Genomic DNA, 23,981 nt, shown 5'->3' with positions numbered 1-23,981 from the left:
AAGTGAAAAAGGGTAAAGGTGAAAAAGTGAAAAAGCGATACCGAGGCATCGAGGAGCTTTTTAACTTTCCCCCTTTTTCACTTTTCCACTTTTAACCTGTTTATGCTTCTCGCCGTCGACATCGGCAACACATCCATCAAATTCGGCGTCTTTGCCGGCGATCGCCTCATGAGCCGGAATTCAATTCCGACCACCGCGGCAGAGTTGTCACAGGCGATCGCTTCGCTCGGCGATGTGTCGTCGGCGATCATTTGTTCAGTTGTCCCGGCAAGGACCAAGGACGTGTCTGACGCGATCCTAGAGAGGATCGGTATCGAGGTTCGTCTGCTGACGAATCATGACGATCTCGGCCTCAGGATCAATTATGAACCTCTGGACGCGGCCGGAACCGACAGGCTTGTCAGTGCCTTTGCAGCAGCGGAGCTCTTTGGCGTGCCGGTGATCGTCTGCAGCTTTGGCACGGCCACGACGATCGACATTGTTAACCGTGACAGGGAATTGCTCGGCGGGCTTATCGCACCGGGAATGGCAACGGCCGCCAGGGCGCTGCACCTGAATGCGGCCCGTCTGCCAGAGGTACGGCTTGGGCCTATCAACACCGTCATCAATCAGACAACGGAAACATCGATAAAGGCCGGCTTGCTCTATTCGCAGGTCGGCCTCGTCGAGGCCGTCGTCCAACGAATGAGAACTGAGGTAGGCACCGACGCCAAGGTCATCGCTACCGGCGGCTTCGCTCGGATGGTCTCCGAACACAGCAATGTGATCGACGTAGTTGACGACGATCTGCTGCTGAAGGGCCTACAGATGCTCAGCGAACGGCTCGACCGGCTCACTGTGCCGGAAAACCAGTAAGTGGATTGGCATAGAACGCGTCAGCCTTCCATGTTGCCCCGTTCCATTTGTCCTTATCGCCCATTACCTTGACGGGGATCAGCACCTTGCCATCCGGGAAGTTATTGCCCTTCGCAACGCCATTGTCGGCCAGAACGCCGCCTGAGACGCTGAATGACGCCTCGCGTACCTGCACGCCTTTGTGAAAGACCTTGACGGTGTAATCGCCGTCCATATCGTTCATGAATCGGGCCTGTTTGAACATATTTCGCCCGGTGCTGGTCGCCGCGTATTTGTACTTATACCACTCGAAATCGAAGAGTTCCCAGCGGTGTGTTTCCTTGTTCTCAAGGCTATTCGGATACCTCTGCTGGACAGACTGAGCCGCTCCCATATCGTCTGTCGTCGCGATCTGTTCGCCGTTGTAGAATAGCCTCGCCTCGAGATCATCAAGTCGCGTCTCGCCCTTTATCCACATGCTCACCGTCGGTGCGGGAGCATTCTTGTCCTTCCAGTTGAGCCAAACGTAGCCGATCGGCAGGTTCCAGTCCTGGTCAACAAAGAAGTCATGCTGATTCTTGAACATCGGTATTGCCGGGCCCCACTTGAACTTGCCAACCTTGAACTTACCCTGAAACAGCACGCTGCCGTCGCCTGAGTCCACGATCTTGACGCCGAAGAGGCCGGTCGCGATCGTTGCCTTACCGTCATGTCGGTTGGGAATGCGGTCGGTGATGATCTCAACGGTCTTGGCCAAATTGTCGATTCGATCCTGCTTCAGGGTCTCGCTGAACCACGGCTTGCCGTCCGGCGTGAAGTACTCGGCATTGAGCCTCAGCTTGACCGTCCCGGCATACAGCACCTTGAACCGCACTTGCGGCACCCAACTTGTGTAGTTCGATTCGTTCGGCAGCTTCCAATACTTGTTCCATGTATCGCAGCGGATATCGAGCGAAGTTTTCATCAACGCGGGCTTGTCGGTTGCCTGCGGCGGCTGGGCGGCACCGTTGTTTGTTGGCACGGTCGGCCCCTTATTAGGGCCAATGACCGGCGTCGAGACAGGCGCCGGCGTCGGTCTTGTCGGGATCTTCGGAAGTTTGATTATCTGCGCCGCGGCGGCGCAGGACGATACGATAATGATCGAGATCGCTGCCGAAAGTCGTTTCATTTGTTTAGTCCTCAGTATTGATTGATAAGTCGAGCTATTTAGAACTAGACGCGCGTCGGTCGTCTTTGGTCGCAGATTTTGCACGCAAAGTTGTCGCTCGGGCTGCCGCGATCCGCAAATGCGCTCCGTTGCTGTATACTAGCCCCAAAATGCCCGAACGCCTACCCGAGATCCCAATGCCGAAGCTGATCAACACGCTTCGGCGGTTTGATCTGTTGCCGGCGATCGCTTTTCTGCCGACGCGGCGGCGTTGTGACGAGGCGGCCGCCGAAGTTGCGCGGGACAAGTCGCAGCGACGTGATCCGGATCGGCATCAGCGTAGAGTGGCGATATTTGAGGAATTCATAACCGAAAATCCCGAGGTCGTGGACCACAAGCACGCTAAGGTGATCGTCGACGCAGGCGTCGCAGCCCACCACGCAGGCCACATCCCAGCCTGGAAGTTACTCATTGAACGAATGATGTCGGCAGGATTGCTCAACGCCCTTTTTGCGACATCTACGGTCGCTGCGGGGGTTGATTTTCCGGCGCGCACGGTGGTTATTAGTAATGCCGACACGCGCGGAAACGATGGCTGGCGGCCGCTGACGGCGAGCGAGCTTCAGCAGATGACCGGCAGGGCAGGCCGTCGCGGGCGTGACAATGTCGGCTTTGTCGTGCTCGTTCCGGGCCAATTTCAGAATCCGCGGAAGATCGCAGAATTGCTAAAAGCTCCGCCCGACCGGCTCGAAAGCCGGTTTCGCTCCACCTACATCAGCCTGCTCAACCTGCTTGACGCCTTCGGCAGCTTTGAGCAGGTTCGCGAGATCGCCGGTAAGAGTTACGCTTTTCGCAGCAACCATGGCAAGAGTCGCCGCACGCTTACTGAAATTTGGGAGCCGTTCGAAAAAAAGGCACGCGTGCTTGCTCACTTCGGATACATCGACTTTGACGCCGAGACTGTTGCGGACGCGGGCAAATGGCTGGCCGACCTTCGTATCGATCGTCCGCTGCTTGTCGGCGAGGCGTTGAAGACCGGTATCTTCAGCGGCCTTTCGACACCTCACATTGCAGGGCTGATGGCTTCGGTCGCGTCGGATGCAGACCGCAGCTACGGCGAGATGCGAACTTCGCGTCGGATGAACGAGTATCTGGGCGAGCTTGAAGATGTCTCATTCGCCGTCGCAAGCGTTGAATTGCGCAACGGGGTCGAGCCGGTCGAGGAATTAAACTACTCTGCCGCCGCCGCCGCCGAACGCTGGGCCGGCGGGATGAGTTGGGACGAACTTGTGGATCGAACTCGCGCCGAGGAGGGCGACCTCGTCCGCCTGATATCACGAACCGGCGAAGCTCTTAGGCAGCTTGCCAACCTTCGCACCTACGACGAAGCAGTCGCGGACCTCGCCCGCGACGCCTCCGAAGCCCTCCTTCGCGAACCGGTGAGGTGATGTGATAGATGTCACAAAACATTAGCTATTGCAACAGTTACCGACAACCAATGATGCTTGATTCCCAGCGTGTTTTGAGAGAAGATTAGCTTTGAGGGTAATGAATATTCAGATCGTAAAGCTGAGCCTCGTCGGCCTTGCCATCGGAGCCGCGGTCGGCATCGGAATGTTCACTTTCGTATATGCCAAAGGCTATTCGTATCTGAGCAATGACGCCGCCGCATGTGCCAATTGCCACATAATGAGTGACCAGTACAGCGGCTGGCTCAAATCCTCTCATAAGAATGTGGCCAGCTGTAACGATTGTCACACCCCGCCGGATTCGCTTCTCGGCAAGTATTACACTAAGGCATCGAACGGCTTCTGGCATTCGTACTATTTCACGTTTAACAATTTTCACGAGCCGATCCAGATCACTGAACGAAATCGGCAGGTGACCGAGGCATCGTGCCGTCATTGCCATCAAGACCTGACCGATTCGATCACGCCGCACCGCGCTGATCGCGAAGATGATCTCTCATGCATACGCTGTCACCGCTCGGTCGGGCATATGCACTAGACAAAGCCATGGAAGACGAAAAGAAAGAGACAACTGCCGCACAGCCTAAACGCCGCCACAATCTGCGCCTGATCGTGCTTGTCGCACTGATCGCCGCTGTCGGATCGATCGCAGGGGCCGCGCTTTTGACAAATATCTTTGAACGCAAACAGGAGGGGCGAAACCCATTCTTCCGTGTCGTTGAGTTGACCGACGACACCGAGGACCCGGCGATATGGGGTAAGAATTTTCCGCTTCAGTATGACGGCTACAAGCGCACCGTAGATCAGGTCCGCACGCGTTACGGCGGCAGTGAGGCGATCGCCAAGACGCCAAAGGAATCAGACCCTCGCTCGCTCGTGGCTCAGTCGCGGCTTGAAGAGGATCCACGCCTCAAGACCATGTGGGACGGCTACGCATTTGCTGTTGATTTTCGCGAGGAACGCGGCCACGCATTTATGCTCGAGGACCAGACGTTCACGCAGCGGCAGGATGTCGTTAAGCAGCCGGGCTCGTGCGTGAATTGTCACGCGTCCGCATACACGGCATATAAACGGCTCGGCAACGGTGATATTTTCAAGGGTTTTGACGCTCTCAATGCGCTTGGCTATGGTGTTGCCCGTCGCGAGGTCAGCCATCCCGTTTCGTGCCTCGATTGCCACGACGCGATGACGATGGCGCTTCGTGTTACGCGTCCGGCCCTAATGAACGGCCTTAAGGCCTTCAAGGCCTCGCAGGGCGTGAAGGATTATGACGTCAATCGCGACGCCACGCGGCAAGAGATGCGCACCTATGTGTGTGCCCAATGTCATGTCGAATATTACTTTAAGGGTGAGGGCAAGACGCTGACCTACCCGTGGCAGAACGGCCTCAAGATCGAGAACATCCTCGCCTATTACGACGAGGTCAAACACAAGGATTGGGTGCACAAACGCACCGGAGCCGACGTCCTAAAGGCACAGCATCCTGAGTTTGAGATGTTCAGCCAAGGCATCCATGCTCGTGCCGGCGTCTCTTGTGCGGATTGCCATATGCCCTATAAGCGCGAGGGCTCGATGAAGATCAGCGACCATCATGTTCGCAGCCCGCTGCTCAATATCAATCAATCCTGCCAGACTTGCCACAAAGGAGACGAAGCGGAGCTAAAATTCCGCGCTGAGGCTATTCAGACGCGCACATATCAGATGCGTGATCTGGCGATGAACGCCCTTATCGACCTGATCAACCAGATCGAGGCTGCTAAGAATAACGGCCGCCCGGAGAGCGACCTGCTGCAGCCGCGCGAATACCAGCGAAAGGCGCAGTTCTATCTCGATTTTGTCGAGGCCGAGAACTCAATGGGCTTTCACGCCCCGGCCGAGGCGGTGCGTATCTTGGGCGAATCGATTAACTTTACCCGGCTAGGCCTGATGTCCCTTTCCGGCATCCAACCGGCCCACACCATGCCGGCGCCCGCCAAGACCGGTTAGCCCGTCCTGGGTCGGAAGCGGGCACTCTGCCCGCGTGTTTCTGTCGGAACGCGGGCACCTTGCCCGCTCGTGTCGCCTGCCGTTGCCTTCAGGCAACGGTTGGGTAGTGTCTCAATTTGGATATATTCGTGCATTCGTGGCCAACTCTTTTGAACGCGTACTTAGCCACGAATGCACGAATTATGACACTAGCAACGGTTGGCCGGGACAATAAGATCGGGCTTTAGCCCAACCGACTGGTTGGGCTAAAGCCCGCCGGTGGTTTGAACCATTCACCGTTGGCTGAAGCCAACGGCAATCATGCGGAAGACATCGGAACGCGGGCACCCTGCCCGCCCGTGTGGCATGCACATTGGCCGCAGATAAACGAATAGAGCGGAGAAGAGAAGATCTGTCAAATCTTCTCCTATCCACGCTTATCCGCGTGATCCGCGGCTAATTTCCTTACGGTATATAAGCCTTCGGCATAGGCGTATCGGTCGGGGCACCGAACTGGACGCCGGTGTAGCCTTGCGTCGAGCGGAGCATGTGCCAGATGCCGCCGCGATAGACGGCTCGGTCGTATTTGTTGTCCGCGTCGTAGTCGCCCGGGACAGGGATGTCGCCCGTTGTTCCGAACGGATCGAACTGCACCTGGCCGTCAGAGCTTCTCTTGACGATCCACAGCCCGTCACGGAATACAGCGAAGTCGTCCTTGTTGTCGCCGTCGTAGTCAGCCGGCACTGGTATGTCCGCCGGCAGGCCGAAGTTCGTTGTCGTGCTGCTCCCGTCGTTGTTGCGCACCACCCAATCGCCGGTTGACGGGCGGAAATACACAAGATTGGCCTTGCCGTCGCCGTCCGTGTCCATAGCATACGGCTTGTCGCCGTTCTGGCCGTGCGTGATAAACGTAAAGCCGCCATTCGCACCTGATGAATTGACGATATACCAAGTCCCGTCACTTGGACGCCATGCCATCACGTCTGTCTTCTTGTCACCGTCATAATCGCCTGAGACGAAGATGTCTCCGGTGTTGCCCCAGACAGGGAACTTTGCCGTGTTTGTCGAGCTTTCGAGATAGATCAGATCGACGCCATCGGCCGTCGTAAACCTTGACACGCCAAAATCCGTTTTATTATCGGCATCAAAGTCACCCGCGATCGCAACATCGCCCGTATTCCCAAACTGTATGCCAAAGAAGCTCCCATTGCCCGAAAACTGCGTGTAGAACGCACTCAGATTCGGAGCAAACGCTGTCGGCCTCCACACGGTAGTGTCCGTCTTGTTGTCGCCATCATAGTCACCCCGCGTATACAAAGGCGTCGGCGACACACTCGGACTTGGGCTCGGAGAAGGACTCGGTGTCGGTGTCGGAGTTGGCGTCGGTGTCGGTGTCGGAGTTGGTGTGGGGCAAATTACTGGCTGTGTGAGGACCACGTCGTCGATCCCGATAAAGTCCGAATTGGTTCCGAGAGGGCCGCCATTCGGCACGTTGTAATTGAACGCGAATCTACCTAATGTCGGCCCGCCGAGGCCAAATATCGTCACCGTAAACTGTGTCCAGTCGCTTGGATATCCGGCCGTCGTCAGGCTCTCGTTTACGCTGAGCAGAACGGTCGAAAAATCCGCGGCGGCGGTGCTCGCCCCGTTGGTGCTAAGCAGGAGCCGCATCCGATCTGGAAATGCCGGGGTCGCGACCGTTCGTGTCCAGAATGTGATCGAATCGCCATTCTTGAACGTCACAACGGGACTCATCAGGTATGTATCGATCGCTGCCAGCCCCGAGCCGTTGCGAAAATTCATCCCCGCAAATATCAGCCCCGAATGCGGCGGAAACACCGACGTCTGGCTGCCAAAAACGCCCACTTCACCTATTGGTAAGCTATTGTTCAACGCATGCCACATGCCAGAAGCGAGCATCAGCGATGACCCCGGCGGCGCGTGCGTCGGGAACGGTCCCGTCAACGGCAAGCCGCTTTCAAAGCCTTCACTAAAGCCAAACGGCGTGCACGACGGCGTCGGCGTCGGTCCCGTCTCGCCCAAGCGTGATGTAAGGCCGTCCGCAGCGTCGGCCGATGACCCGGTAATGATCGCCGCACCGATCATCAAAGCCACGCCGAAAAGCGCAGTAACCAAGGAGCTTACGGTCAACGATGGTCGGGAAGATAGCCGGGAAATTCTCATCTTTGCTGGTGTGTCAACAGATCGAATGGCCCAATGGAATGCGATCTGCGCCCTACTCAGCAAGTATACCGCACCTGCCGCTTTCACGTCCGCACCGCGGCCGTCAGGGAGAGTGCACCCGTCGTGTCGGAACGCGGCATCTCTACCCGCGTGTGCTCGCTACACATTTGAACGCAGACTATGCGGATCGGGCAGAAAAAGCCGGATATGAACTCTATTTCTTACCCGTCCTCATCCGCTCGATCCGCTCGATCCGCGTTCAAAATTACGAACGTCACGTGCGGGCAGGGTGCCCGGGTTCCGATGCGTTGAATCATTTTGACTTTGCGTTTCGGTCGCATGTCTGCGCTCCGACGAACGGTTCACTTCGTGCCGGCTTTGTAGCTTACGGGGACGCGGTATTTTAGTTCGAGGATGAGGACGCCGTGTTCGATGCGGGCGGTGGGGAATTTGACGGTGCCCTTAATACGGATGTCGTGCTTTCGCACAAACCGCCAGGCGTGGACGAGCCAGTTGTCGGCTATTCCTTTTTTTCGCACCTTGATAGCATTTACCGCCCCAGGCGCGGCCGGGCGGATGCCGATTGCGCTCCGCTGCACGTCAATAAGCAGGACAACGGCCGCGGGCCGCTCCAACTCATCGTAGCCCTTTCGGTTAAGCAGAAAATTGCCGCGCTCGTTCAGCGACGCATATATCTTGTCGCGGCTGGATTCGCGGACAGGCGCCTCGGTAAATTCGACCCAGTTCCATTCCGAACTTATCATTTTATGCTCTCCAATTCTCAAAGGAGAATATCACATAACGCCCAACGTGTCAAGTCTGCAACTCGCTGCATAATGTCTTGATTCGTGCATTCGTGTCTAATTGCACATCCGGAAGATAAGCCACGAATGCACGAATAAGCCCGAACTAAGACACCATCCCCTTTTTTCGGTGTGGTTCCACCTGACAAAAATGGCGATTCACCATCGTACCGGCCAAAGCATCGTCGCGCACGGTAACGGCCATTTCGCCCGCCCGGCAGGGAAAATTGTCGATACAACCGACTAGTTTTGTCGATACAAACGGTGTGTTTGTCGATACAGAACGGCCGCTAATCCGCGAATTCGACCTTGACTTTGTGGGGGATGATACCGGCTTTGTGGCCTTCGTCGAGGAGGCGTTTGACGGCTTTGCGGCCACGCATCCCGTAGTCGAGTGTGAGGTCGTTGACCCACATCGCGACGAAGCGGTCGGCGAGTTCGGGCTGCATGTCGCGGGCGAACTGCATCGCATAGGCGAGCGCGTCCTCGCGATTGTCCATCGAGTACTGGATCGAGTTTAGCAGATGTTTTGAGACCTGCTGCATCAGGTCTTTGCCCAGATCGCGGCGGATCACGTTGCCGCCCATAGGCAGCGGCAGGCCCGTCTTATCGTGCCACCATTCCCCGAGATCGAGCACCTTGTCGAGGCCTAGCTGGTTATAGAATAGCTGGCCTTCGTGGATAAGCAGGCCTGCGTCGACGATCCCGCTCTGCACCGCGTCGATGATCTCGTCAAACGGCACTACGATGTGCTGAAAATCCTTGTTATAGATCCGCAACGCGAGATATGCGCTGGTCAATTCGCCCGGCACGGCGATCTTCATCTGGCCGATCTCGCCGGCATCTCGCGGCTCTTTCGAGACTACAATCGGCCCGTATTTATCGCCTATCGAGGCCCCGTGCGGCAGCAGGGCATACTTGTCGGCAACGTAAGCATAGGCGTGGAATGAGATCGCCGTTACGTCAAAGACGCCGTTTCGAGCATCGTGATTCAGTGATTGAATGTCCTTTAGCGTGTGCTCGAATTTGAGTCCGTCTGTCGCTAGCTTGCCCGTCGCCAGCCCATAGAACATAAACGCATCGTCCGAATCGGGCGAATGCGCAACGGTAATTGTGCGGATGGCGGGAGCGTCGGTTGTGGTCATACTTCAGGTCGCCGAAACGAACACATTCGTGTCGTAAAGAAGATTTATTCTACCGTTTTCAGCGTGTTTGGCAAACAAAGACCGCAATTCTGCATTCATCGCCGAAAATGCCTCGTCATCCTCGGCCGGCATGTATGATGACGACAGCATTCGGCCCCTTAGGCCTTCGAGATCGAAGACCTGAATGTTTGCGAAAGTAGCCGCGAGATATTCACCGTCGAAAAATTCGTTAAGCCGCAGCGCATCGACATTCTCATGGCGGACCTTTGAATAATCGGTCGCGTATTTGAGTAGGAACGCCTCGTATTCGATCAGGAACGGTGTCGTATCAAGTTGACGTTCGTTCCAGATCAGGACGATCCGGCCGCCCGGCCGCAATATCCTCAACCATTCTCGTCGCGTCGGCTCAGGATCGAACCAATGGAAAGCCTGTGCTGCCACGACGAGATCGACCGATGCATCAGCCAGTTTGGTCGCATCCGCTGTGCCGTCTATCAGACTAAACGCCGCGAAATCGCCTAGCTGTTGCATTGCAGCCGCACGCATCGCGGCGTTTGGCTCGATACCGTAGACGGTGCTGCCATTCGAGAGAAAGAGCCGGGCCGAGATGCCCGTGCCGCAGCCTACATCCGCGATGACCGACTCGGACGTAAGGCCCGCTTTCTCAGCAAGGTAGGCGAGTATCTCCCTCGGGTATCCGGGCCGGTACTTGACGTAATTCTCGACGCGGTTCGAGAAGCGTTCGACGGTATCGGTCATTTCACCTCTTCACCGGTCCATTGCAGTTTCTTGGAGTGTGGAATATCGAACTGGTCAAGGATGCGGAAGCATAAATGCTCAACCAGTTCGTCGATCGTGTGCGGTCGGTGATAAAAGCCAGGGCTGGCCGGCAAAATGCAGGCACCGGCATGGCTTAACCGGAGCATGTTTTCAAGATGGATGGCATTATACGGTGTCTCACGCGGCACGACGAGGAGTTTGCGGCCCTCCTTTAGGCACACGTCCGCCGCCCTGTGGATCAGGTTTGTGCCCGCGCCCGACGCAATAGCTCCAAGTGTGCCCATCGAGCACGGGACGATCATCATGCCTGCCTGCCTGTTTGAACCGGACGATGGCTTCGCGGCGAGATTATCGAGCCGCCATAGCCTGATCAGTTTCGAATCCCGGTCGAGCCCGAGCCATTCGTTGATCCGCTCGGCATTGGCGTCCTTCAGGTTTATGCCCATCTCGACCTGGGCAACTGTAGCGGCAGTCGAAGATAGAATGAGGTTGATAGTTTCGACAACTCCGCTGGCGGCAAGCAACTGCAGCGTTCGATGAGCATAGATGCTGCCGGATGCTCCTGTAATTGCAAAGGTTAGTTCCATCTAAGGATTGATGAGGACCAGCAGGCGGTCGGCCCACTCGGAACGCGAGTTTCGCAGTATTTCGTATTGGACCTGGGCCATCTCGCGGTTGCCGAGCTTAAGATACGCACGTCCGAGGTTGTAGCGGGCTTTCTCAAGGTCGGGGTTGTAGCTGAGGGCATTATTGAATGCCTCGACACTCTCATCGACCTTGCCGGCCTCGAAGTTACTCTCGCCCAGAGCGTTGTAGGTCTTGGCGTCCGGCCGGTAGGCTTTCAGCTGTTCAAAATAGGCCACGGACTCGGCATAGCGACGCTGTTTGAAGAGTGCTAAGCCGAGCTTCTCTATGGAATTTGCATGATCGGGCCGCAGTGCGATCGCCCGCCGATAGGCGAGTATCTCTTCGTCCGTGCGATTGAGCTTGCCGAGTGTCATGCCCAATGCGTACTGTGTTTCGGCGTTGCTCTCGTCGAGTCTGACGGCTTGCCTATAGGCGTCAGCAGCCTCCTTGAATTGCCCGAGGGCATAACTTGATGCCCCGATATTCATGTGTGCCTCGGCCCACTCGGGGCGAAGCTTCGCGGCTTGTTTTGTGGCCCGCAGCGAGTCCTGATGGCGGCCAAGGACACCATAGCAGTAGCCCGCCTGATACCAAGCCTCTGCATAATTTGGATCGATCTCGACCGCCTTTTCAAAATAGCCGGCTGCCCGATTGTAGTCATCGCGAGATAATTGGGCGAGGCCCTGCGAGTAAAGCCGTTCGGCCGCGGAGCGCTTGTTTTTCTGTGTCTCGGCGGCTAACGAAGAAAAACTCTGCACATCGCTGATGCGAAGCTGAAGGATTCGCTCAGCAGGCACGGCAAAGTTAAGGTTCTGCCCCTCGGCGGCCTGCAGCGATGCCACGCCGATCACCTGGCCGCCCATATTTACTACCGGCGAGCCGGATGACCCGGGCGAGATCGATGCCGTGATCTGGATGATCTTGCCATAACCCGATATTTCGCGGACCGCTGAGACGATACCGTTAGAGACCGAACCTTCAAGGCCGAATGGATTGCCTATAACGACGATGGACTCACCTTCCTGCGGGACGGCCCGCACGATCGGCAGCGGCACGGCCAGATCGCGAGGTACATCGACCTGGAGCAGTGCGAGATCACCTTCGCCATCCACGGCGATCACGCCACGGACAGGAAATTTCTTGCCGTCGAGCAGATGGACCTCAGCTCGTGTCGAGCGTTCGATAACGTGGCGATTAGTGATAACACGGTCCGTGGCGATAAAGAAGCCGCTTCCGCGGGAAACGGTATTGCCGTGCGGATCAAACGTCTCGATCGCGACGGCTGAGGGCTTTATGCGTCTTACCAGGTCCGGGAGAAAGTCTTGCGCGGCGACCGTGCCTACGAAAAACACGAGAGGCAAAATATACGAGACCAGACCTCTTAAAGAAACCCTTGGCATCAATAGCCAGATTATAAGCCGTTTGACGGCGTAACCCAAGTTTTTGGCATGCAAGGGCAGGCCAGATCTGTCAATTTGGGTTAGAATGGATCAAGCTCGAATCACGCTATGAAGATCGCACTTGCTGCCGACCACGCCGGTTACGAGGAAAAAGAAAAGGTCAAAAAGACCCTCCATGAACTCGGTGTCGATTATTCCGACATGGGCACAGATTCGTGCGAGTCGGTCGATTATCCTGATTTCGCAAGAAAGGCCGCTCAGGCCGTTGCATCGGGTGAATACGATCAGGGCTTGTTGCTGTGCGGCTCAGGTACGGGAATGGCCATCGCCGCGAACAAGGTCCACGGCATTCGCGCTGCAGTCGCGTGGAGCCCCGAGATCGCAAGCCTCGCCCGTGAACATAACAACGCAAACGTGCTCGCATTGCCTGCAAGGTTCCTCTCTGACAACGACGTGCATGAGATACTAAAGGCTTGGTTCGGTGCCCATTTCGAAGGCGGCCGCCACGAACGTCGAGTTGAAAAGATCGAACCCGAATGATCTTCCGAATGCACATCCCGCGACCGCCGCTCGATAGATTCATCGCTGCGATGATCTATTTTGACGACGTGCAGCACCAACACAACTTTGACCGCTTTCTGCCGAATGGCGACACCGAGATACTCATCGATTTTCACGACGCGCCGCAGTTCATCTACGACAATCACAGCCTCAAAGAGATCCAGGCCTGCAACCGCGTGTGGGCGTCAGGCCTGAGGACCGAGCCGATCACGATACCGGCGGGCAACAAGTCGGAGATGATGGTCATTTCGTTCAAAAAGGGAATGGCCGCGTCGTTTTTTCCATTCCCAATGCAGGAGATCGCCGACAGCGTCGTCGATGCCGACCTCGTGTGGGGCACGGATTTTGGTTTGCTGAGAGAAAGGCTGCTTGCGACGTCCGACATCGATACGCGCTTTTGCATCGTCGAGAATTTCCTGCTGAGCGAATTCCAGTCGCAACTCGCGATCGACCCGTGCGTGGCATTTGCGATCAGCGAGATGACCGAGCGGCCGGACGCTCTCAGCATCGCCCGAATGAACCATCAAATCGGTTATTCCCAGAAACACTTCACCGACATCTTTCGCCGGGCGGTCGGCGTCACACCAAAGGCCTACCTCAAGATCATGCGCTTTCAAAAAGCTGTGAAGACGATCGACGACCGCCCCGACCTCGACTGGGGCCAAATCGCCCTCGAATGCGGCTTTTACGATCAGTCGCACTTCATCAACGATTTCAAACACTTCTCCGGCTTCACGCCCGAACACTACGCGACGATCCACACGCATTACCAGAATTACGTCCCTGTTGGCTAACTACCTTTGATACTCTGCGTTCTCTGCGGCCTCTGCGTTGAGTATCGTCATTCGAATTCGAAACGCAGAGGACGCCGAGTACGCAGAGGCAGAACAGGTAAATTTTTTCCAATACTCCCGATCCGCGTGACCTTTAGCATGGTCACATTATGGAAAACTTTTACATCAATCACATCGCCGTGCTGGTTTGTGCCGTGATGAGCCTTGTCATCGGCGGCGTCTGGTGGTCCCCTCTTATGTTCGCGAGATCGTGGCAGATCGAGAACGGCCTGACCGACGAGCAGCTTGCTAAGGCCAACCCGCTCAAGAACTTTGGCCTGGCGTTCCTGATAGCCTACGTGATGTCGTACAATCTGGCATTCTTCCTCGCCGCGCCGGGCACGACGTGGCAATGGGGCGTCGCGGCCGGACTGCTCGCCGCGGTCTGGGTTGTGGGGATGTTCGTCATCATCGCGCTCTTTGAGCAGCGGTCGTTCAGATACATCGCGATCAATTGCGGCTATATGGTCGCGTATTTTGCGGTGATAGGATTTATCTTAGGTATCTGGAGATGATCGTGTCAGTAGCCCGCACGTGAGCAAGGGCTCAACAAACGAAACTCGAGCCCTTACTTACGTGCGGGCTACTGACACTTCAGGAGATAAGAAATGGCACAGAAAACATCAGGTGAATTTGAAAAAGAGTTTGTCGACGGCCTCGAAGCCTCGACCGGCAGCAATCTCGCGGCATGGATGAAATCGATTGACACCTGCGGCACCAAAAAGCGCAACGAGATCATCGCTTGGCTCAAGGAAAACCACGGTTTTGGCCACATGAATGCCTCGCTGCTCGCTGGTATTCACGCGAATGGCGGCAAGCTCGTCTATCAGAGCACGGACAGCCTGCTCGACGATCAATTCGCAAAAGCTGCTGATATGCGGACGTTGTACGACGAGTTTGTGGCGTTCATCGGTAAAAACTTTCCGAATGCCACGTTCTTGCCTAAGAAGACATATGTATCAGTCCTCGAAAACCGTGAATTCGGCGCCGTGAATGTCAAAAAAGCCGAGCTTCGCATCGGCCTCGACCTCGGCGACCGGCCGTTTGACGAAAAGGTCGAAAAGGCGAAACTAACCGGCCCGATGCCGCGGATATCGCACATGGTCGTCGCTACCGACGCGAGTCGTTTTGACGGTGAATTGGTCGACCTATTGAAACAGTCGCATGCGAGATGTCACTAAGAATATGAAAAAATGCCTAGCCCTAGCCCTGGCAATCGCGTTCCTGTCCGTGCTTGAAACCGCCGCCCAGCCGTCCGGCCTTAAGATCGCGTTCAACGTCCTCGAGGACCAGAAGGCCGATGATTACGAGGTCTACACCATTGGGCTCGACGGCTCCGGGATGCGGAACGTCACAAACAATAGGGACGTTGCATGGACTTACAGTTCGATTCCCGGAAAGCTACGATTCATCAGCGACCGCGGCGCGTGTCGTAGGTGTTACTTCCTCTACGAATCCGAAATAGACGGTTCGAATCCGCGAAAGGTCACAAACCTCCAGCTTGAGGATTCGTGGATGGGCAGCCGGAACGCCGGCAGGGAATTGGTCGTCGCGGGCCGGATCGATACGCGGGCGAGGTATCAGCTGTTCATCGTTGATCGCGAGACCGGGCACTATCGCCAATTGACGAACGAGCCTGCAGCGGCGTTTCGCGATCCGAGTTTTTCACCGGACGGAAAGCGGATAATTTACGTCTACAAAAAGAACCGCACCGACCGCAGCGAGATCGAGGAACTCTACATAATGGATGCCGACGGCACCAATCGCCGCAAGCTGACGACGTATCCGGCCGGCGATCCGCTGGCAAAAGACGGCGGCTACAAGGTCGGCCCGCCGCATTGGAACGCCAAGCACAAGTTCATTACCTACCAGTCAAATCAAGGCGGCGGCCAGAGCATCTTTGCCGTGACTCCCGACGGTAAAAATCAGTGGCGGCTTACCGACGGCAAACAAGACGCCGGCTGGCATGACTGGTCGCCCGATGGCGAGTGGCTGGCGTTCGACAGCCGCGACACCGCGACGGGGCGCTACGATATCTACCTAATGAACTACCGCACCAAAGAGGTCAAAAAAGTGACCGGTGCCAGCGATAAAAAATATCACCAGGCACCGGTATTCATTACGCTGCAGGTGCCAGAACGTCAGTAAGGGCGAAATACTCAGAGCTGAACCTTAGTCCTTGACCGCGCGGGGTTCCGCGGTGAGTTTATTCGCCGTGTGCCGCTTTGGCCCGTTCGTCTAGTTGTTCGGGCGTTAGGTCCTCGACGTGTGTTGCGAATCCCCATAGGTGGCCGAACGGATCCTTGAAATGGCCCGAGCGGTCACCATAGAACTGGTCGGCGACCGGTTTTATAACCTCTAGCCCTTCGGCGATGGCCTTGCCGGTGAATGTATCGACGTCCTCGACATAAATGTAAAGGCTTACCGATGAACCACCTATAGTCTCGGGGCTGAGTGCATTCATTTGCGGGAACTCGTCCGCAAGCATAATGATCGAGTTGCCGATCTTCAACTCTGCGTGGCCAACCGAGTCGCCTTCACCGATGCGAAAAAGCTCTTCCGCCCCGAATGCGCGCTTGTAAAAATCGATCGCGGCCCCGGCATTTCTGCAGATAAGATACGGCGTGATGCCCTCATAGCCGTCAGGTATTGGTTTGACTGACATATTTGTTTCCCCTTTGCAATGTATATGCATACTTTAAGCAAGAGCCACGCCCATGTCAAGCATTTTTTTCGCTTGGTGCACTTCTGATAAACTACCAGCCAATGATAATCGCCATCGACGGCCCCAGCGGAGCGGGCAAATCGACGCTCGGCAAAATGATCGCCAAGAAACTTGGCCTGCTCTATCTCGACACGGGTGCGATGTATCGTGCCGTTGCCCTGGCTGTGAGACGGGCGAATGTGCCGTTTCGCGATATCGATCGGATCGCTGTGATCGCAGATAGCGTAAAGATCGAACTTGTGGGGGAGCCCGACGCGATGAAGGTCCTCCTCGACGGTGAGGACGTTTCGGTCGAGATCCGCACGCTTGATGCCGCCCAAGCCGCTTCAGTGGTATCAACCATCTCGGATGTCCGTCGGATCATGGTCGAGCATCAGCGCGAGATCGGGCTATCGTCGAAGTCGGGCTGCGTGCTCGAGGGCCGCGACATCGGGAGCGTCGTTTTTCCGAACGCCGACATCAAGTTCTTTCTCACCGCCACGCCCGAGGCCCGTGCGCGGCGACGTTATCTCGAAGACCAGGCAAAGGGCCGCGTCTCGACATACGAAAACACTCTCGCCGAAATAAACGAACGCGACGAACGCGACGTCTCGCGTGAGGATTCACCGCTTACCATTGCCGATGATGCAGTTGTCATTGATACCAGTGAACTCGATCTGAGTGAGGTTTTCGAAGCGATGCTCGCCAAGATCGGCGAGAGCGAAACGGCATCGAAGGGTAGGGCTTCATCCTGATTCCTCCCTCTAAGTCGCGAGGCTGCAGAGAAGAAACCACTTGACTTTTGTGCATAGCCGTGCTATCTTTGCAACACCCATTTTAGGTGTTTGACATAGTAGCGTCCGACGAATTGTCGACAGATCGCGTTTTTGCGCGAAATTCACGGAACACACCCAAGAAACGGGTTCTAACTGTATTTAGTTGCAACAGTTACAGCGTTCCACAGGGCAGTGGAACACGAGCGGAACGCCCGGACCGCCGGAAGATCGATAGTAGTCCTAAGTGGACTGAACAAACGAGTTAAGGCCGTTCCGTCGAGAATGTTGCGTTCCGTTATGTTCCGGAACGGCGCCTTCTCGCCGGACCAGGATTTTGTTTGACTATAAGCGTGCGGGCCGATAAGATTAAAGATTGCTTTTTGGCATGCTCCCGTAGCTCAGCCGGATAGAGCAACAGCCTTCTAAGCTGTGGGTCGCAGGTTCGAGTCCTGCCGGGGGCGAATTTGAAATGTGGCGGCTATAGTTCAGTGGTTAGAGCGCCTGATTGTGGTTCAGGATGTCGAGGGTTCGAATCCCTCTAGCCGCCCCACCCGTTACTGTTGTCTTTATACCCGGTTCCGGAGCACGGTATGAACATGGAGCGCGCGATCGCGAACATTCGACGTATGATGCTGACAGCTGGCGCTCTCGCATCGGTTTTTGTCGCTAATGCTGCGGCCCAGAACGCGTCAAAGTTCGTTCCGGGCGAACTTCTTGTCAAATTTTCAGAGGGAACGGCTTCCCGGTCTGCCACCGCCGCTAATCGCATGGTCGGAGCGACGGTGCTCGAAACCCTTGGCGACCTCGGCTGGCAGCGGGTGAGGCTTCCGGCAGGGCTGTCGGTTGCCGACGGTGAGGCGAGGTATCGAGCAATTGAGGGTGTTGCGTATGCACAGCCCAATTTTTACTATTCGCTACTCGTAACGCCGAACGATGCGCAGTTTAATGCGGCCGGCATGTACGGCCTTACAAAGATCTCTGCCCCGTCGGCATGGGACCTTACAACGGGAAGTTCGGCAGTGGTGGTGGCCGATATTGATACGGGAACTCGGCTTACCCATGAGGATCTCGTTCCAAATTTGTGGACCAATCCTGACGAGATACCGAATAACGGGATCGATGACGATGCGAGCGGCTATATCGATGATGTTTATGGGGCGGATTTCTTCTTTAATGACGGAAATCCCGCCGACGAGCACGGTCACGGCACCCACACCGCAGGGACCATCGGCGCGGTTGGCAACAACCTCCTTGGCGTGACCGGGATCAATTGGTCGGTCAAGATCATGACGATCAAGATCTATGACAACGACGGTTACGGCAGCACGTCGGCAATGCTCGTCAATGCATACAATTACATCCGCATGATGAAACTGCGTGGTGTCAATATTCGCGTCACAAATAACTCGTACGGTGGGTGCGACGAGGCTTGCGGTTACGATCAGGCGACCAAGGACGGCATTGACGCAATGGGAGCTGCCGGCATTCTGAACGTGTTTGCGGCTGGTAATGACTCGCGTGATATCGAGGCGGCCCCTTCATTTCCTGCGAGCTACACGAGCCCAAGCATTATTGCGGTGGCGTCCAGCAATCAGAGCGATATCAGGTCAGGATTCTCTAACTGGGGAGCCACAAGCGTAGATGTTGCGGCACCGGGATCCGGGATTCTCAGTACGACATGGGGATCGAATTCGAGCTACGGGACGATGAGCGGAACATCGATGGCGACACCGCACGTGACCGGCGCTGCTGCACTGCTCTCGGCATATAATCCTTCGTTGTCGCCGGCGTCACTAAAGGCGACACTTATGAATACCGTTGACCAATTGAGCGGTTGGACATCAACGCCTATCAGGACAAACGGCCGGATCAATGTCGACAGGGCGTTGCGAAACCAGACGGTCTGCAGCTATACCCCTGACAGCAAGTTGATAAATGTGCCGACAAAGGGCGGCGTGTTTACGATGGACGTGGCCGCTCCTATAAACTGCGACTATACGGTCAGGAGTTCGTCTTCATGGCTAAAGGTGATGAGCAGTGACACCGCGAGCGGATCGAGTCAGGTGATATTCAGGGTTACGGTCAACCCGACGATCGTTCGAACCGGAACGATCGTAGTTGGCGGCCAGACGATCACGGTCCGACAGGCGCGAAATTTAATTGGATGAGTGGCGAGGTTTTTCAACCTTTTTCTTAGCAGCAGCGTCTAAGCCACTAGATCTTGAAAAGCCGGGAACCCGTGATTTTATTGGGGTTTTTGACAATCGAGCGGTAATAGCTTTTTATTGCGCTAGTTTGTCAGTACGTGGTATATTTTAGGATACTTGTCAGTCAGGGCACTGATCAGGGTGCCACCCGTTCGATGAATGTTTTAAGAAGGATTATTACGATGAGAAAGTACATCACCAAGGGAGCTCACATTGCCGCCCTTTCGGTCTTTTCACTGCTGGCGACGCTTCCGGGTATTTCTCAGGTCTCGCTGAGAAAGGCGTTGGATTTCGATGCGGACAACAAGGCCGATTTCCTGGTCTTTCGCCCGAGCAACAGCGTCTGGTATATCAACAAGAGCGGCGGCGGCTTTACCGCAACGCAGTTCGGCAACGGCAGCACCGATTTTATGACGCCGGGCGATTATGACGGCGATGGGAAGGGCGACATCTCGGTTTGGCGGGATACTGATGGTGCCTGGTACCGCCTCAACAGCAGTAATGGGACATTTGTCGGTTACTCGTTCGGTGTGACCGGCGACGAACCTGTTGCCCGTGACTACGACGGCGACGGCAAGACCGATGTTGCGGTCGTGCGCCGGTCAAACGGACTGCTTTTTTGGTATATCTCGCGGAGTTCCGATGGCGGATTCACGGCGGCCCAGTGGGGCGTAGCTACCGATTATACGGCTCCGGGTGATTATGACGGCGACGGGAAATTTGACCTGACGGTCCAGCGTCCCGGTGCAAACCCGACCAGCCAGGCGACATTCTATGCTCTCCGCAGTTCGGACGGCGGTCTGATGCAGGTGCCTTGGGGATTTAGTAATGACCTTGTGATCCCGGGCGATTATGACGGCGACGGCAAGACGGATGTTGCGGTCGTTCGCGAGGGCGCGACACCGGCAGCTCAACTCGTTTGGTATATCCTTCGCAGTTCGGACGGCCAGCCGCAGATCAACTTCTTTGGCACGACAGGAACTGATCTTAATGTTCAGGGCGATTACGACGGCGATGGCAAGACGGACGTTGCGGTGTGGCGCGACTCGGTCGGCTCGTTCTACTACCTCAAGAGTTCTGACGGCAGCTTTAATGCCGCGCAGTGGGGCTCGCCGAACGACTATCCGGTCGCGAGCTACGACACTCATTGATCGAACGGTTTCGGGTCTTTAGTAAGATGGTTGGAGGCCGTTGCCTTCAACCATTTTTGTTTAGCGGCTGTGACAGGTAGTTTGAGGACAGATGATCGACGGCTTTATTGGGAAAACTATCCTTATCCTCGGTGATCCGGTAGCTGACCAGTTCCTGGGCGGGAGGATCTCGCGGGTCTCGCGGGAGGCCCCGGTTTTCATTCTTAAACACGAGTCAACGATGACGGTTCCAGGTGCCGCGGCAAACGCGGCCGCAAATGTCGCATCCTTAGGCGGCAAAGCCATTCTGATCGGAGCGATCGGCAATGACGTTAACGGAACGGTCCTCAGGGAACGGCTTGATGCTGCCGGCGTCGTCACCGATCGGCTCGTGACGGTAGAAGGAATGACCACAACGACCAAGGTTCGTGTTCTTGCGGCCCAAAACTATGCACCCAGGCAACAAATCCTAAGGATCGATTACGAAGGTGAGAGTCCTCTCCCGGCTGATGCTGCCGCGACATTGGTCGAGAACCTGCGGACGGTGATCTCAGCCGCCGACGCGATCGTGGTCTCCGACTACGGATGCGGTTCAGTGTCCCGTGATGCCTTTGAGATGGCCAAGAGTATGGCTTCCGAGCATGCTATTCCGGTGATCGTTGATTCACGACGTCGTCTGTCGCAGTTCACTGGCGCAACTAGCGCAACGCCGAATCGTGAAGAGGTAGAGGCCGTCCTTGGCCCGGATTTCAATGACCGAGACTGCACGGAACTCTGCGATCGGCTTGGCATGCGGGCCTTGCTGGTGACCAACGGTAATCAAGGTATGACGCTGTTTGAGAAAGGCACTGAGCCGCAGCATATCGAAGCTGTCGGTTCAAAAGAGCCCGTCGACGTCACGGGCGCGGGTGATACGGTCATTGCGACATACGCGCTAGGCTTGGCATCGGGCCTGGACTTTGTTCAGTCGGCGAAAGTCGCGAATCATGCCGGAGGCCTGGTCGTAATGAAGAAAGGGACAGCGAGCGTATCGGCCGAGGAGCTTGCCGGCTCACTCAACCGTATCGCCAGTTCGCTGGCGGCGAAATAGGCTATGCCGAAGGATACTGCACCGATCGTTGGCATCGATGAGCTTGTCGAACTGACAACTGCCGCAAAGGCGACCGGTGAGACGATCGTGCTTGCTAACGGCTGCTTTGATCTACTACACGTCGGCCACGTCAGGTATCTTACTGAAGCAAAGAAGTTAGGAGACGTCTTGATTGTTGGTATTAACTCTGATCGACAGGCGCGGGCGCTAAAGGGTGAAGGCCGCCCGTTCATGCCGGAGGCTGAGCGTGCCGAATTGATCGCTGCTCTTGGGTGTGTCGATCTTGTGACGGTCTTCGACCAGCCAACGGCAGAGACACTGATACGTAGCATTCGCCCCGATATCCATGCGAAGGGTACGGATTATGATGAGGACAGCGTGCCGGAAAGGGACATTGTCCGAGAATGTGGTGGCCGGGTTGCGATAGTCGGCGACCCGAAGGACCATTCTTCGACGGAATTTATCTCGCGAACATGGAGTGGAAGGCCCGAAGCAAGACCGACCTGATCATTGAGGTTTGGGAAAAGCTCGATTGCGAAAGCGTCGGTGCAACTGAGATCGAGGCCATCGAGGTCGTTGTTGCGGATCGCTATGGACAGGCGGCGGTCGATTCGCCGATGATAACGGCGCGAGTCTTGGCCGACGAGGGAGCTCATCTTCGCCACGCCGAAGTAATGAGGTTGTACGCGGATCGCGCCGGGGGACAACGCCGCGATGCTGCCCTTCTAGGCTCTTTGAAGTTCAATGATCTGAGGTCGACGCTGACTTCGCTCAAGAGGCTCGAGAACCTCAGGCTCAAGTTGCTCAGGGATAACGATCGTCACGGGTTACAAGCGATCCGCTCCGAGGTCATGAGCAGTAAGGATGCAGCAAAGGCCGAGGCAGATCGTCCTCGGGCCGATACCGTTACGAGGCTCATTCACGCTGAGATAGCGGAGTGGCTGAGGATATGGCTCCAAACGCCCGAGGTGTTTGAGAGTTGGGTGACGTTGCGACAGCGGTCACAGCAATTCAAGGAAAAGTTCGGACACATCTGATGCGAAGGTTCTTTGCACCTGCTTCGAGTGTTAGAAATGGCACGGTCACGCTCGGTGAGGACGAGACGCGCCACATGCGTGACGTGTTGCGGTTGCGGATCGGTGATGAGGTCTACGTGATCGATGGCGAAGGCCGAGAGATGCGTTGCCGTATCGACACGATAGAGAAGAGGGAGGCCGGCCTGACGATCATCGAGGCGGCCGCCCCGACCGCGGCTGAATCTCCTCTCGACCTGACCCTGGCTGTGGCGATACTGAAGGGTGATAAGTTTGAACTAGTGATCCAGAAAGCCGTCGAGCTAGGCATCACGAGGCTTGTGCCTCTCGAAACGGAACGAAGCGATGTTAAGGTCAAGGATCTGGCCAAGAAACTCGGCCGCTGGAAACGCGTCATCCTTGAGGCCAGCAAACAATCGGGCCGGGCGAAGTTGATGGAGATTCGAGAACCGCGGTCCATCGCCGACCTTCTTCTCGGCGTTGATCAGACAGTGATCGTATTCACCGAGAGCGGTGGTGGAAGATTTCCTGAAAAGCTCGAAAGCAAACCGCTAACCGTTGTGGTCGGCCCGGCCGGTGGATGGTCTGCATCTGAATTGGATCTCGCGCGGTCGGTCAATGCAATACTGGTGACGCTCGGCGGGCGCATTCTTCGTGCTGAAACGGCAGCGATCACTGCTGCGGCAATACTACAGCATCGCTTCGGTGACTTGAATTAGAAGACATCTCGCCTCTTAGGCCGATAATAGGCATCGCCCCGCTGCGTCATCTTAGCTTTTGTGCCAAGGGCGTTGATGAATAGCAGCAGGTCGTCCTTTTCATCAAACTTGAAGTTCGCGGTTCCGGCTGCCTCGATGTCCGGATCATTGAAATTCAGCACAAGATACTTCGTTTTCTTGGTCATCAAGCCAAAGAGCCCGGCCCCGGGCACCGGCAGACGACTGGCGACATTGCCGGTCCTTGTGATTCCTTCTTTTGAGTCAGGATAGACCACGATCAGCGAATCGTACGGTATGGCAAACATCTCGGTGCCGCTCTTTTTGTAGAAAACGACACGGAGATTGGTGTCGTCAAACTTTAACAGGCCAGTTTCCTTACCGGCAGAGCCAAAGATCCCGCCTTCGTAGCGCGCCTCGAATGCGGGCGGCAAGCTAGCCGGCGAGGGGGCTTCCTTTTCAATCGGCTTTGGCTGACCGATGAGCGTCGTCGACGCAAACAACAGGGCAAGAGCGATGAACAAACCTCTTTTCATACCAATAAGATCAGGCAGAAGGCCTTATAACTAGTAGACG

At 56.0% G+C, this 23,981-nt stretch carries 25 protein-coding genes and 2 tRNA genes; 18 read left to right on the top strand and 9 right to left on the bottom strand.

The features are described 5' to 3' along the window. Positions 1-102: 102 nt before the first annotated feature. The gene (locus tag IPM59_00495; protein MBK9214071.1) at positions 103-855 is read left to right on the top strand and encodes a type III pantothenate kinase; all 753 of its coding nucleotides are present in this window, start codon (positions 103-105) and stop codon (positions 853-855) included. Here IPM59_00495 and IPM59_00490 read toward each other — a convergent pair. Next, positions 833-2,002, bottom strand: coding sequence for a hypothetical protein (locus IPM59_00490; GenBank protein MBK9214070.1), 1,170 nt, complete (start codon positions 2,000-2,002; stop codon positions 833-835). The two genes, IPM59_00495 and IPM59_00490, sit on opposite strands and share 23 nt — an antisense overlap. Positions 2,003-2,151: 149 nt before the next feature. On the opposite strand from IPM59_00490, the gene IPM59_00485 reads away from it, so the two are divergent. The 3 genes from IPM59_00485 (at position 2,152) to IPM59_00475 (ending at position 5,436) form a co-directional block, all read left to right on the top strand. Next, on the top strand, positions 2,152-3,429 hold the full coding sequence (locus IPM59_00485; protein ID MBK9214069.1) for a hypothetical protein: 1,278 nt from the start codon (positions 2,152-2,154) through the stop codon (positions 3,427-3,429). Between the two features lie 100 nt (positions 3,430-3,529). Continuing rightward, entirely contained in the window at positions 3,530-3,988 is a 459-nt protein-coding gene (gene nrfH / locus IPM59_00480) for a cytochrome c nitrite reductase small subunit (GenBank protein MBK9214068.1), read from the top strand. An 8-nt stretch (positions 3,989-3,996) separates the two neighbouring features. Then, a complete protein-coding gene (locus tag IPM59_00475; protein MBK9214067.1) occupies positions 3,997-5,436 on the top strand; it encodes an ammonia-forming cytochrome c nitrite reductase subunit c552 in 1,440 nt (479 codons plus the stop codon). 444 nt (positions 5,437-5,880) lie between these two features. Here the strand turns inward: IPM59_00475 and IPM59_00470 are convergent, their stop codons facing one another. The 6 genes from IPM59_00470 to IPM59_00445 all read right to left on the bottom strand — a co-directional run bounded on the left by IPM59_00470 (position 5,881) and on the right by IPM59_00445 (position 12,306). Then, a complete protein-coding gene (locus IPM59_00470; protein MBK9214066.1) occupies positions 5,881-7,530 on the bottom strand; it encodes a VCBS repeat-containing protein in 1,650 nt (549 codons plus the stop codon). 431 nt (positions 7,531-7,961) lie between these two features. Then, positions 7,962-8,363: a hypothetical protein gene (locus IPM59_00465; GenBank protein MBK9214065.1), complete on the bottom strand. Its 402-nt coding sequence runs from the start codon at positions 8,361-8,363 to the stop codon at positions 7,962-7,964. 329 nt (positions 8,364-8,692) lie between these two features. After that, on the bottom strand, positions 8,693-9,547 hold the full coding sequence (locus IPM59_00460) for an ABC transporter substrate-binding protein (protein MBK9214064.1): 855 nt from the start codon (positions 9,545-9,547) through the stop codon (positions 8,693-8,695). Between the two features lie 3 nt (positions 9,548-9,550). Then, positions 9,551-10,306 carry a class I SAM-dependent methyltransferase gene (locus IPM59_00455; GenBank protein ID MBK9214063.1) on the bottom strand — a complete coding sequence of 252 codons (756 nt, stop codon included), beginning with the start codon at positions 10,304-10,306 and terminating at the stop codon, positions 9,551-9,553. Continuing rightward, positions 10,303-10,914: a UbiX family flavin prenyltransferase gene (locus tag IPM59_00450; GenBank protein ID MBK9214062.1), complete on the bottom strand. Its 612-nt coding sequence runs from the start codon at positions 10,912-10,914 to the stop codon at positions 10,303-10,305. The genes IPM59_00455 and IPM59_00450 overlap by 4 nt, the downstream gene beginning before the upstream one ends. Then, positions 10,915-12,306 (bottom strand): tetratricopeptide repeat protein, encoded by a 1,392-nt coding sequence (locus tag IPM59_00445; protein MBK9214061.1) that lies wholly within the window; start codon positions 12,304-12,306, stop codon positions 10,915-10,917. A gap of 156 nt (positions 12,307-12,462) precedes the next feature. On the opposite strand from IPM59_00445, the gene rpiB reads away from it, so the two are divergent. From rpiB to IPM59_00420, 5 genes are all read left to right on the top strand, one after another. Next, entirely contained in the window at positions 12,463-12,894 is a 432-nt protein-coding gene (gene rpiB, locus IPM59_00440) for a ribose 5-phosphate isomerase B (protein MBK9214060.1), read from the top strand. Beyond that, entirely contained in the window at positions 12,891-13,709 is an 819-nt protein-coding gene (locus tag IPM59_00435) for an AraC family transcriptional regulator (protein MBK9214059.1), read from the top strand. The genes rpiB and IPM59_00435 overlap by 4 nt, the downstream gene beginning before the upstream one ends. Positions 13,710-13,858: 149 nt before the next feature. Next, positions 13,859-14,263, top strand: coding sequence for a DUF1761 domain-containing protein (locus IPM59_00430; GenBank protein MBK9214058.1), 405 nt, complete (start codon positions 13,859-13,861; stop codon positions 14,261-14,263). Between the two features lie 93 nt (positions 14,264-14,356). Further along, a complete protein-coding gene (locus IPM59_00425; GenBank protein MBK9214057.1) occupies positions 14,357-14,929 on the top strand; it encodes a DUF4287 domain-containing protein in 573 nt (190 codons plus the stop codon). Positions 14,930-14,933: 4 nt separating this feature from the next. Continuing rightward, a complete protein-coding gene (locus IPM59_00420; protein MBK9214056.1) occupies positions 14,934-15,896 on the top strand; it encodes a PD40 domain-containing protein in 963 nt (320 codons plus the stop codon). Between the two features lie 58 nt (positions 15,897-15,954). Here the strand turns inward: IPM59_00420 and IPM59_00415 are convergent, their stop codons facing one another. Continuing rightward, entirely contained in the window at positions 15,955-16,413 is a 459-nt protein-coding gene (locus tag IPM59_00415; GenBank protein ID MBK9214055.1) for a VOC family protein, read from the bottom strand. Positions 16,414-16,514: 101 nt separating this feature from the next. Here IPM59_00415 and IPM59_00410 point away from each other — a divergent pair, with 101 nt between their 5' ends. The 9 genes from IPM59_00410 (at position 16,515) to IPM59_00370 (ending at position 23,408) form a co-directional block, all read left to right on the top strand. Then, positions 16,515-17,207, top strand: coding sequence for a (d)CMP kinase (locus IPM59_00410; protein MBK9214054.1), 693 nt, complete (start codon positions 16,515-16,517; stop codon positions 17,205-17,207). Positions 17,208-17,615: 408 nt separating this feature from the next. Next, a tRNA-Arg gene (locus tag IPM59_00405) sits at positions 17,616-17,689 on the top strand. Between the two features lie 13 nt (positions 17,690-17,702). Then, a tRNA-His gene (locus IPM59_00400) sits at positions 17,703-17,778 on the top strand. A gap of 40 nt (positions 17,779-17,818) precedes the next feature. Further along, on the top strand, positions 17,819-19,396 hold the full coding sequence (locus tag IPM59_00395) for a S8 family serine peptidase (GenBank protein MBK9214053.1): 1,578 nt from the start codon (positions 17,819-17,821) through the stop codon (positions 19,394-19,396). A gap of 221 nt (positions 19,397-19,617) precedes the next feature. Next, positions 19,618-20,586, top strand: a complete 969-nt coding sequence (locus IPM59_00390) for a VCBS repeat-containing protein (protein ID MBK9214052.1) — start codon at positions 19,618-19,620, stop codon at positions 20,584-20,586. A 91-nt stretch (positions 20,587-20,677) separates the two neighbouring features. Further along, positions 20,678-21,655 carry a sugar kinase gene (locus IPM59_00385; protein MBK9214051.1) on the top strand — a complete coding sequence of 326 codons (978 nt, stop codon included), beginning with the start codon at positions 20,678-20,680 and terminating at the stop codon, positions 21,653-21,655. Between the two features lie 3 nt (positions 21,656-21,658). Further along, on the top strand, positions 21,659-22,162 hold the full coding sequence (locus IPM59_00380; protein ID MBK9214050.1) for an adenylyltransferase/cytidyltransferase family protein: 504 nt from the start codon (positions 21,659-21,661) through the stop codon (positions 22,160-22,162). Further along, complete coding sequence (locus tag IPM59_00375) at positions 22,129-22,692, top strand: hypothetical protein (GenBank protein ID MBK9214049.1); 564 nt, start codon at positions 22,129-22,131, stop codon at positions 22,690-22,692. Before IPM59_00380 ends, IPM59_00375 begins: the two co-directional genes overlap by 34 nt. Next, positions 22,692-23,408 carry a 16S rRNA (uracil(1498)-N(3))-methyltransferase gene (locus IPM59_00370; GenBank protein ID MBK9214048.1) on the top strand — a complete coding sequence of 239 codons (717 nt, stop codon included), beginning with the start codon at positions 22,692-22,694 and terminating at the stop codon, positions 23,406-23,408. Before IPM59_00375 ends, IPM59_00370 begins: the two co-directional genes overlap by 1 nt. Here the strand turns inward: IPM59_00370 and IPM59_00365 are convergent. Then, on the bottom strand, positions 23,405-23,941 hold the full coding sequence (locus IPM59_00365; protein MBK9214047.1) for a hypothetical protein: 537 nt from the start codon (positions 23,939-23,941) through the stop codon (positions 23,405-23,407). The two genes, IPM59_00370 and IPM59_00365, sit on opposite strands and share 4 nt — an antisense overlap. Positions 23,942-23,981 lie beyond the last annotated feature (40 nt).

Origin of the sequence: Chloracidobacterium sp. (assembly GCA_016715795.1) — a bacterium.
Classification (GTDB): Bacteria; Acidobacteriota; Blastocatellia; order Pyrinomonadales; family Pyrinomonadaceae; genus OLB17.
Note: the sequence above shows the minus strand (reverse complement) of the source record. Positions and strands in the feature narration are given on the sequence as shown.

Coding starts and splice junctions, on each gene's coding strand:
- IPM59_00495 (MBK9214071.1), top strand. CDS start 103: ATGCTTCTCGCCGTCGACATCGGCAACACATCCATCAAATTCGGCGTC.
- IPM59_00490 (MBK9214070.1), bottom strand. CDS start 2,002: ATGAAACGACTTTCGGCAGCGATCTCGATCATTATCGTATCGTCCTGC.
- IPM59_00485 (MBK9214069.1), top strand. CDS start 2,152: ATGCCCGAACGCCTACCCGAGATCCCAATGCCGAAGCTGATCAACACG.
- nrfH (MBK9214068.1), top strand. CDS start 3,530: ATGAATATTCAGATCGTAAAGCTGAGCCTCGTCGGCCTTGCCATCGGA.
- IPM59_00475 (MBK9214067.1), top strand. CDS start 3,997: ATGGAAGACGAAAAGAAAGAGACAACTGCCGCACAGCCTAAACGCCGC.
- IPM59_00465 (MBK9214065.1), bottom strand. CDS start 8,363: ATGATAAGTTCGGAATGGAACTGGGTCGAATTTACCGAGGCGCCTGTC.
- IPM59_00460 (MBK9214064.1), bottom strand. CDS start 9,547: ATGACCACAACCGACGCTCCCGCCATCCGCACAATTACCGTTGCGCAT.
- IPM59_00455 (MBK9214063.1), bottom strand. CDS start 10,306: ATGACCGATACCGTCGAACGCTTCTCGAACCGCGTCGAGAATTACGTC.
- IPM59_00450 (MBK9214062.1), bottom strand. CDS start 10,914: ATGGAACTAACCTTTGCAATTACAGGAGCATCCGGCAGCATCTATGCT.
- rpiB (MBK9214060.1), top strand. CDS start 12,463: ATGAAGATCGCACTTGCTGCCGACCACGCCGGTTACGAGGAAAAAGAA.
- IPM59_00435 (MBK9214059.1), top strand. CDS start 12,891: ATGATCTTCCGAATGCACATCCCGCGACCGCCGCTCGATAGATTCATC.
- IPM59_00430 (MBK9214058.1), top strand. CDS start 13,859: ATGGAAAACTTTTACATCAATCACATCGCCGTGCTGGTTTGTGCCGTG.
- IPM59_00425 (MBK9214057.1), top strand. CDS start 14,357: ATGGCACAGAAAACATCAGGTGAATTTGAAAAAGAGTTTGTCGACGGC.
- IPM59_00420 (MBK9214056.1), top strand. CDS start 14,934: ATGAAAAAATGCCTAGCCCTAGCCCTGGCAATCGCGTTCCTGTCCGTG.
- IPM59_00415 (MBK9214055.1), bottom strand. CDS start 16,413: ATGTCAGTCAAACCAATACCTGACGGCTATGAGGGCATCACGCCGTAT.
- IPM59_00410 (MBK9214054.1), top strand. CDS start 16,515: ATGATAATCGCCATCGACGGCCCCAGCGGAGCGGGCAAATCGACGCTC.
- IPM59_00395 (MBK9214053.1), top strand. CDS start 17,819: ATGAACATGGAGCGCGCGATCGCGAACATTCGACGTATGATGCTGACA.
- IPM59_00390 (MBK9214052.1), top strand. CDS start 19,618: ATGAGAAAGTACATCACCAAGGGAGCTCACATTGCCGCCCTTTCGGTC.
- IPM59_00385 (MBK9214051.1), top strand. CDS start 20,678: ATGATCGACGGCTTTATTGGGAAAACTATCCTTATCCTCGGTGATCCG.
- IPM59_00380 (MBK9214050.1), top strand. CDS start 21,659: ATGCCGAAGGATACTGCACCGATCGTTGGCATCGATGAGCTTGTCGAA.
- IPM59_00375 (MBK9214049.1), top strand. CDS start 22,129: ATGGAGTGGAAGGCCCGAAGCAAGACCGACCTGATCATTGAGGTTTGG.
- IPM59_00370 (MBK9214048.1), top strand. CDS start 22,692: ATGCGAAGGTTCTTTGCACCTGCTTCGAGTGTTAGAAATGGCACGGTC.
- IPM59_00365 (MBK9214047.1), bottom strand. CDS start 23,941: ATGAAAAGAGGTTTGTTCATCGCTCTTGCCCTGTTGTTTGCGTCGACG.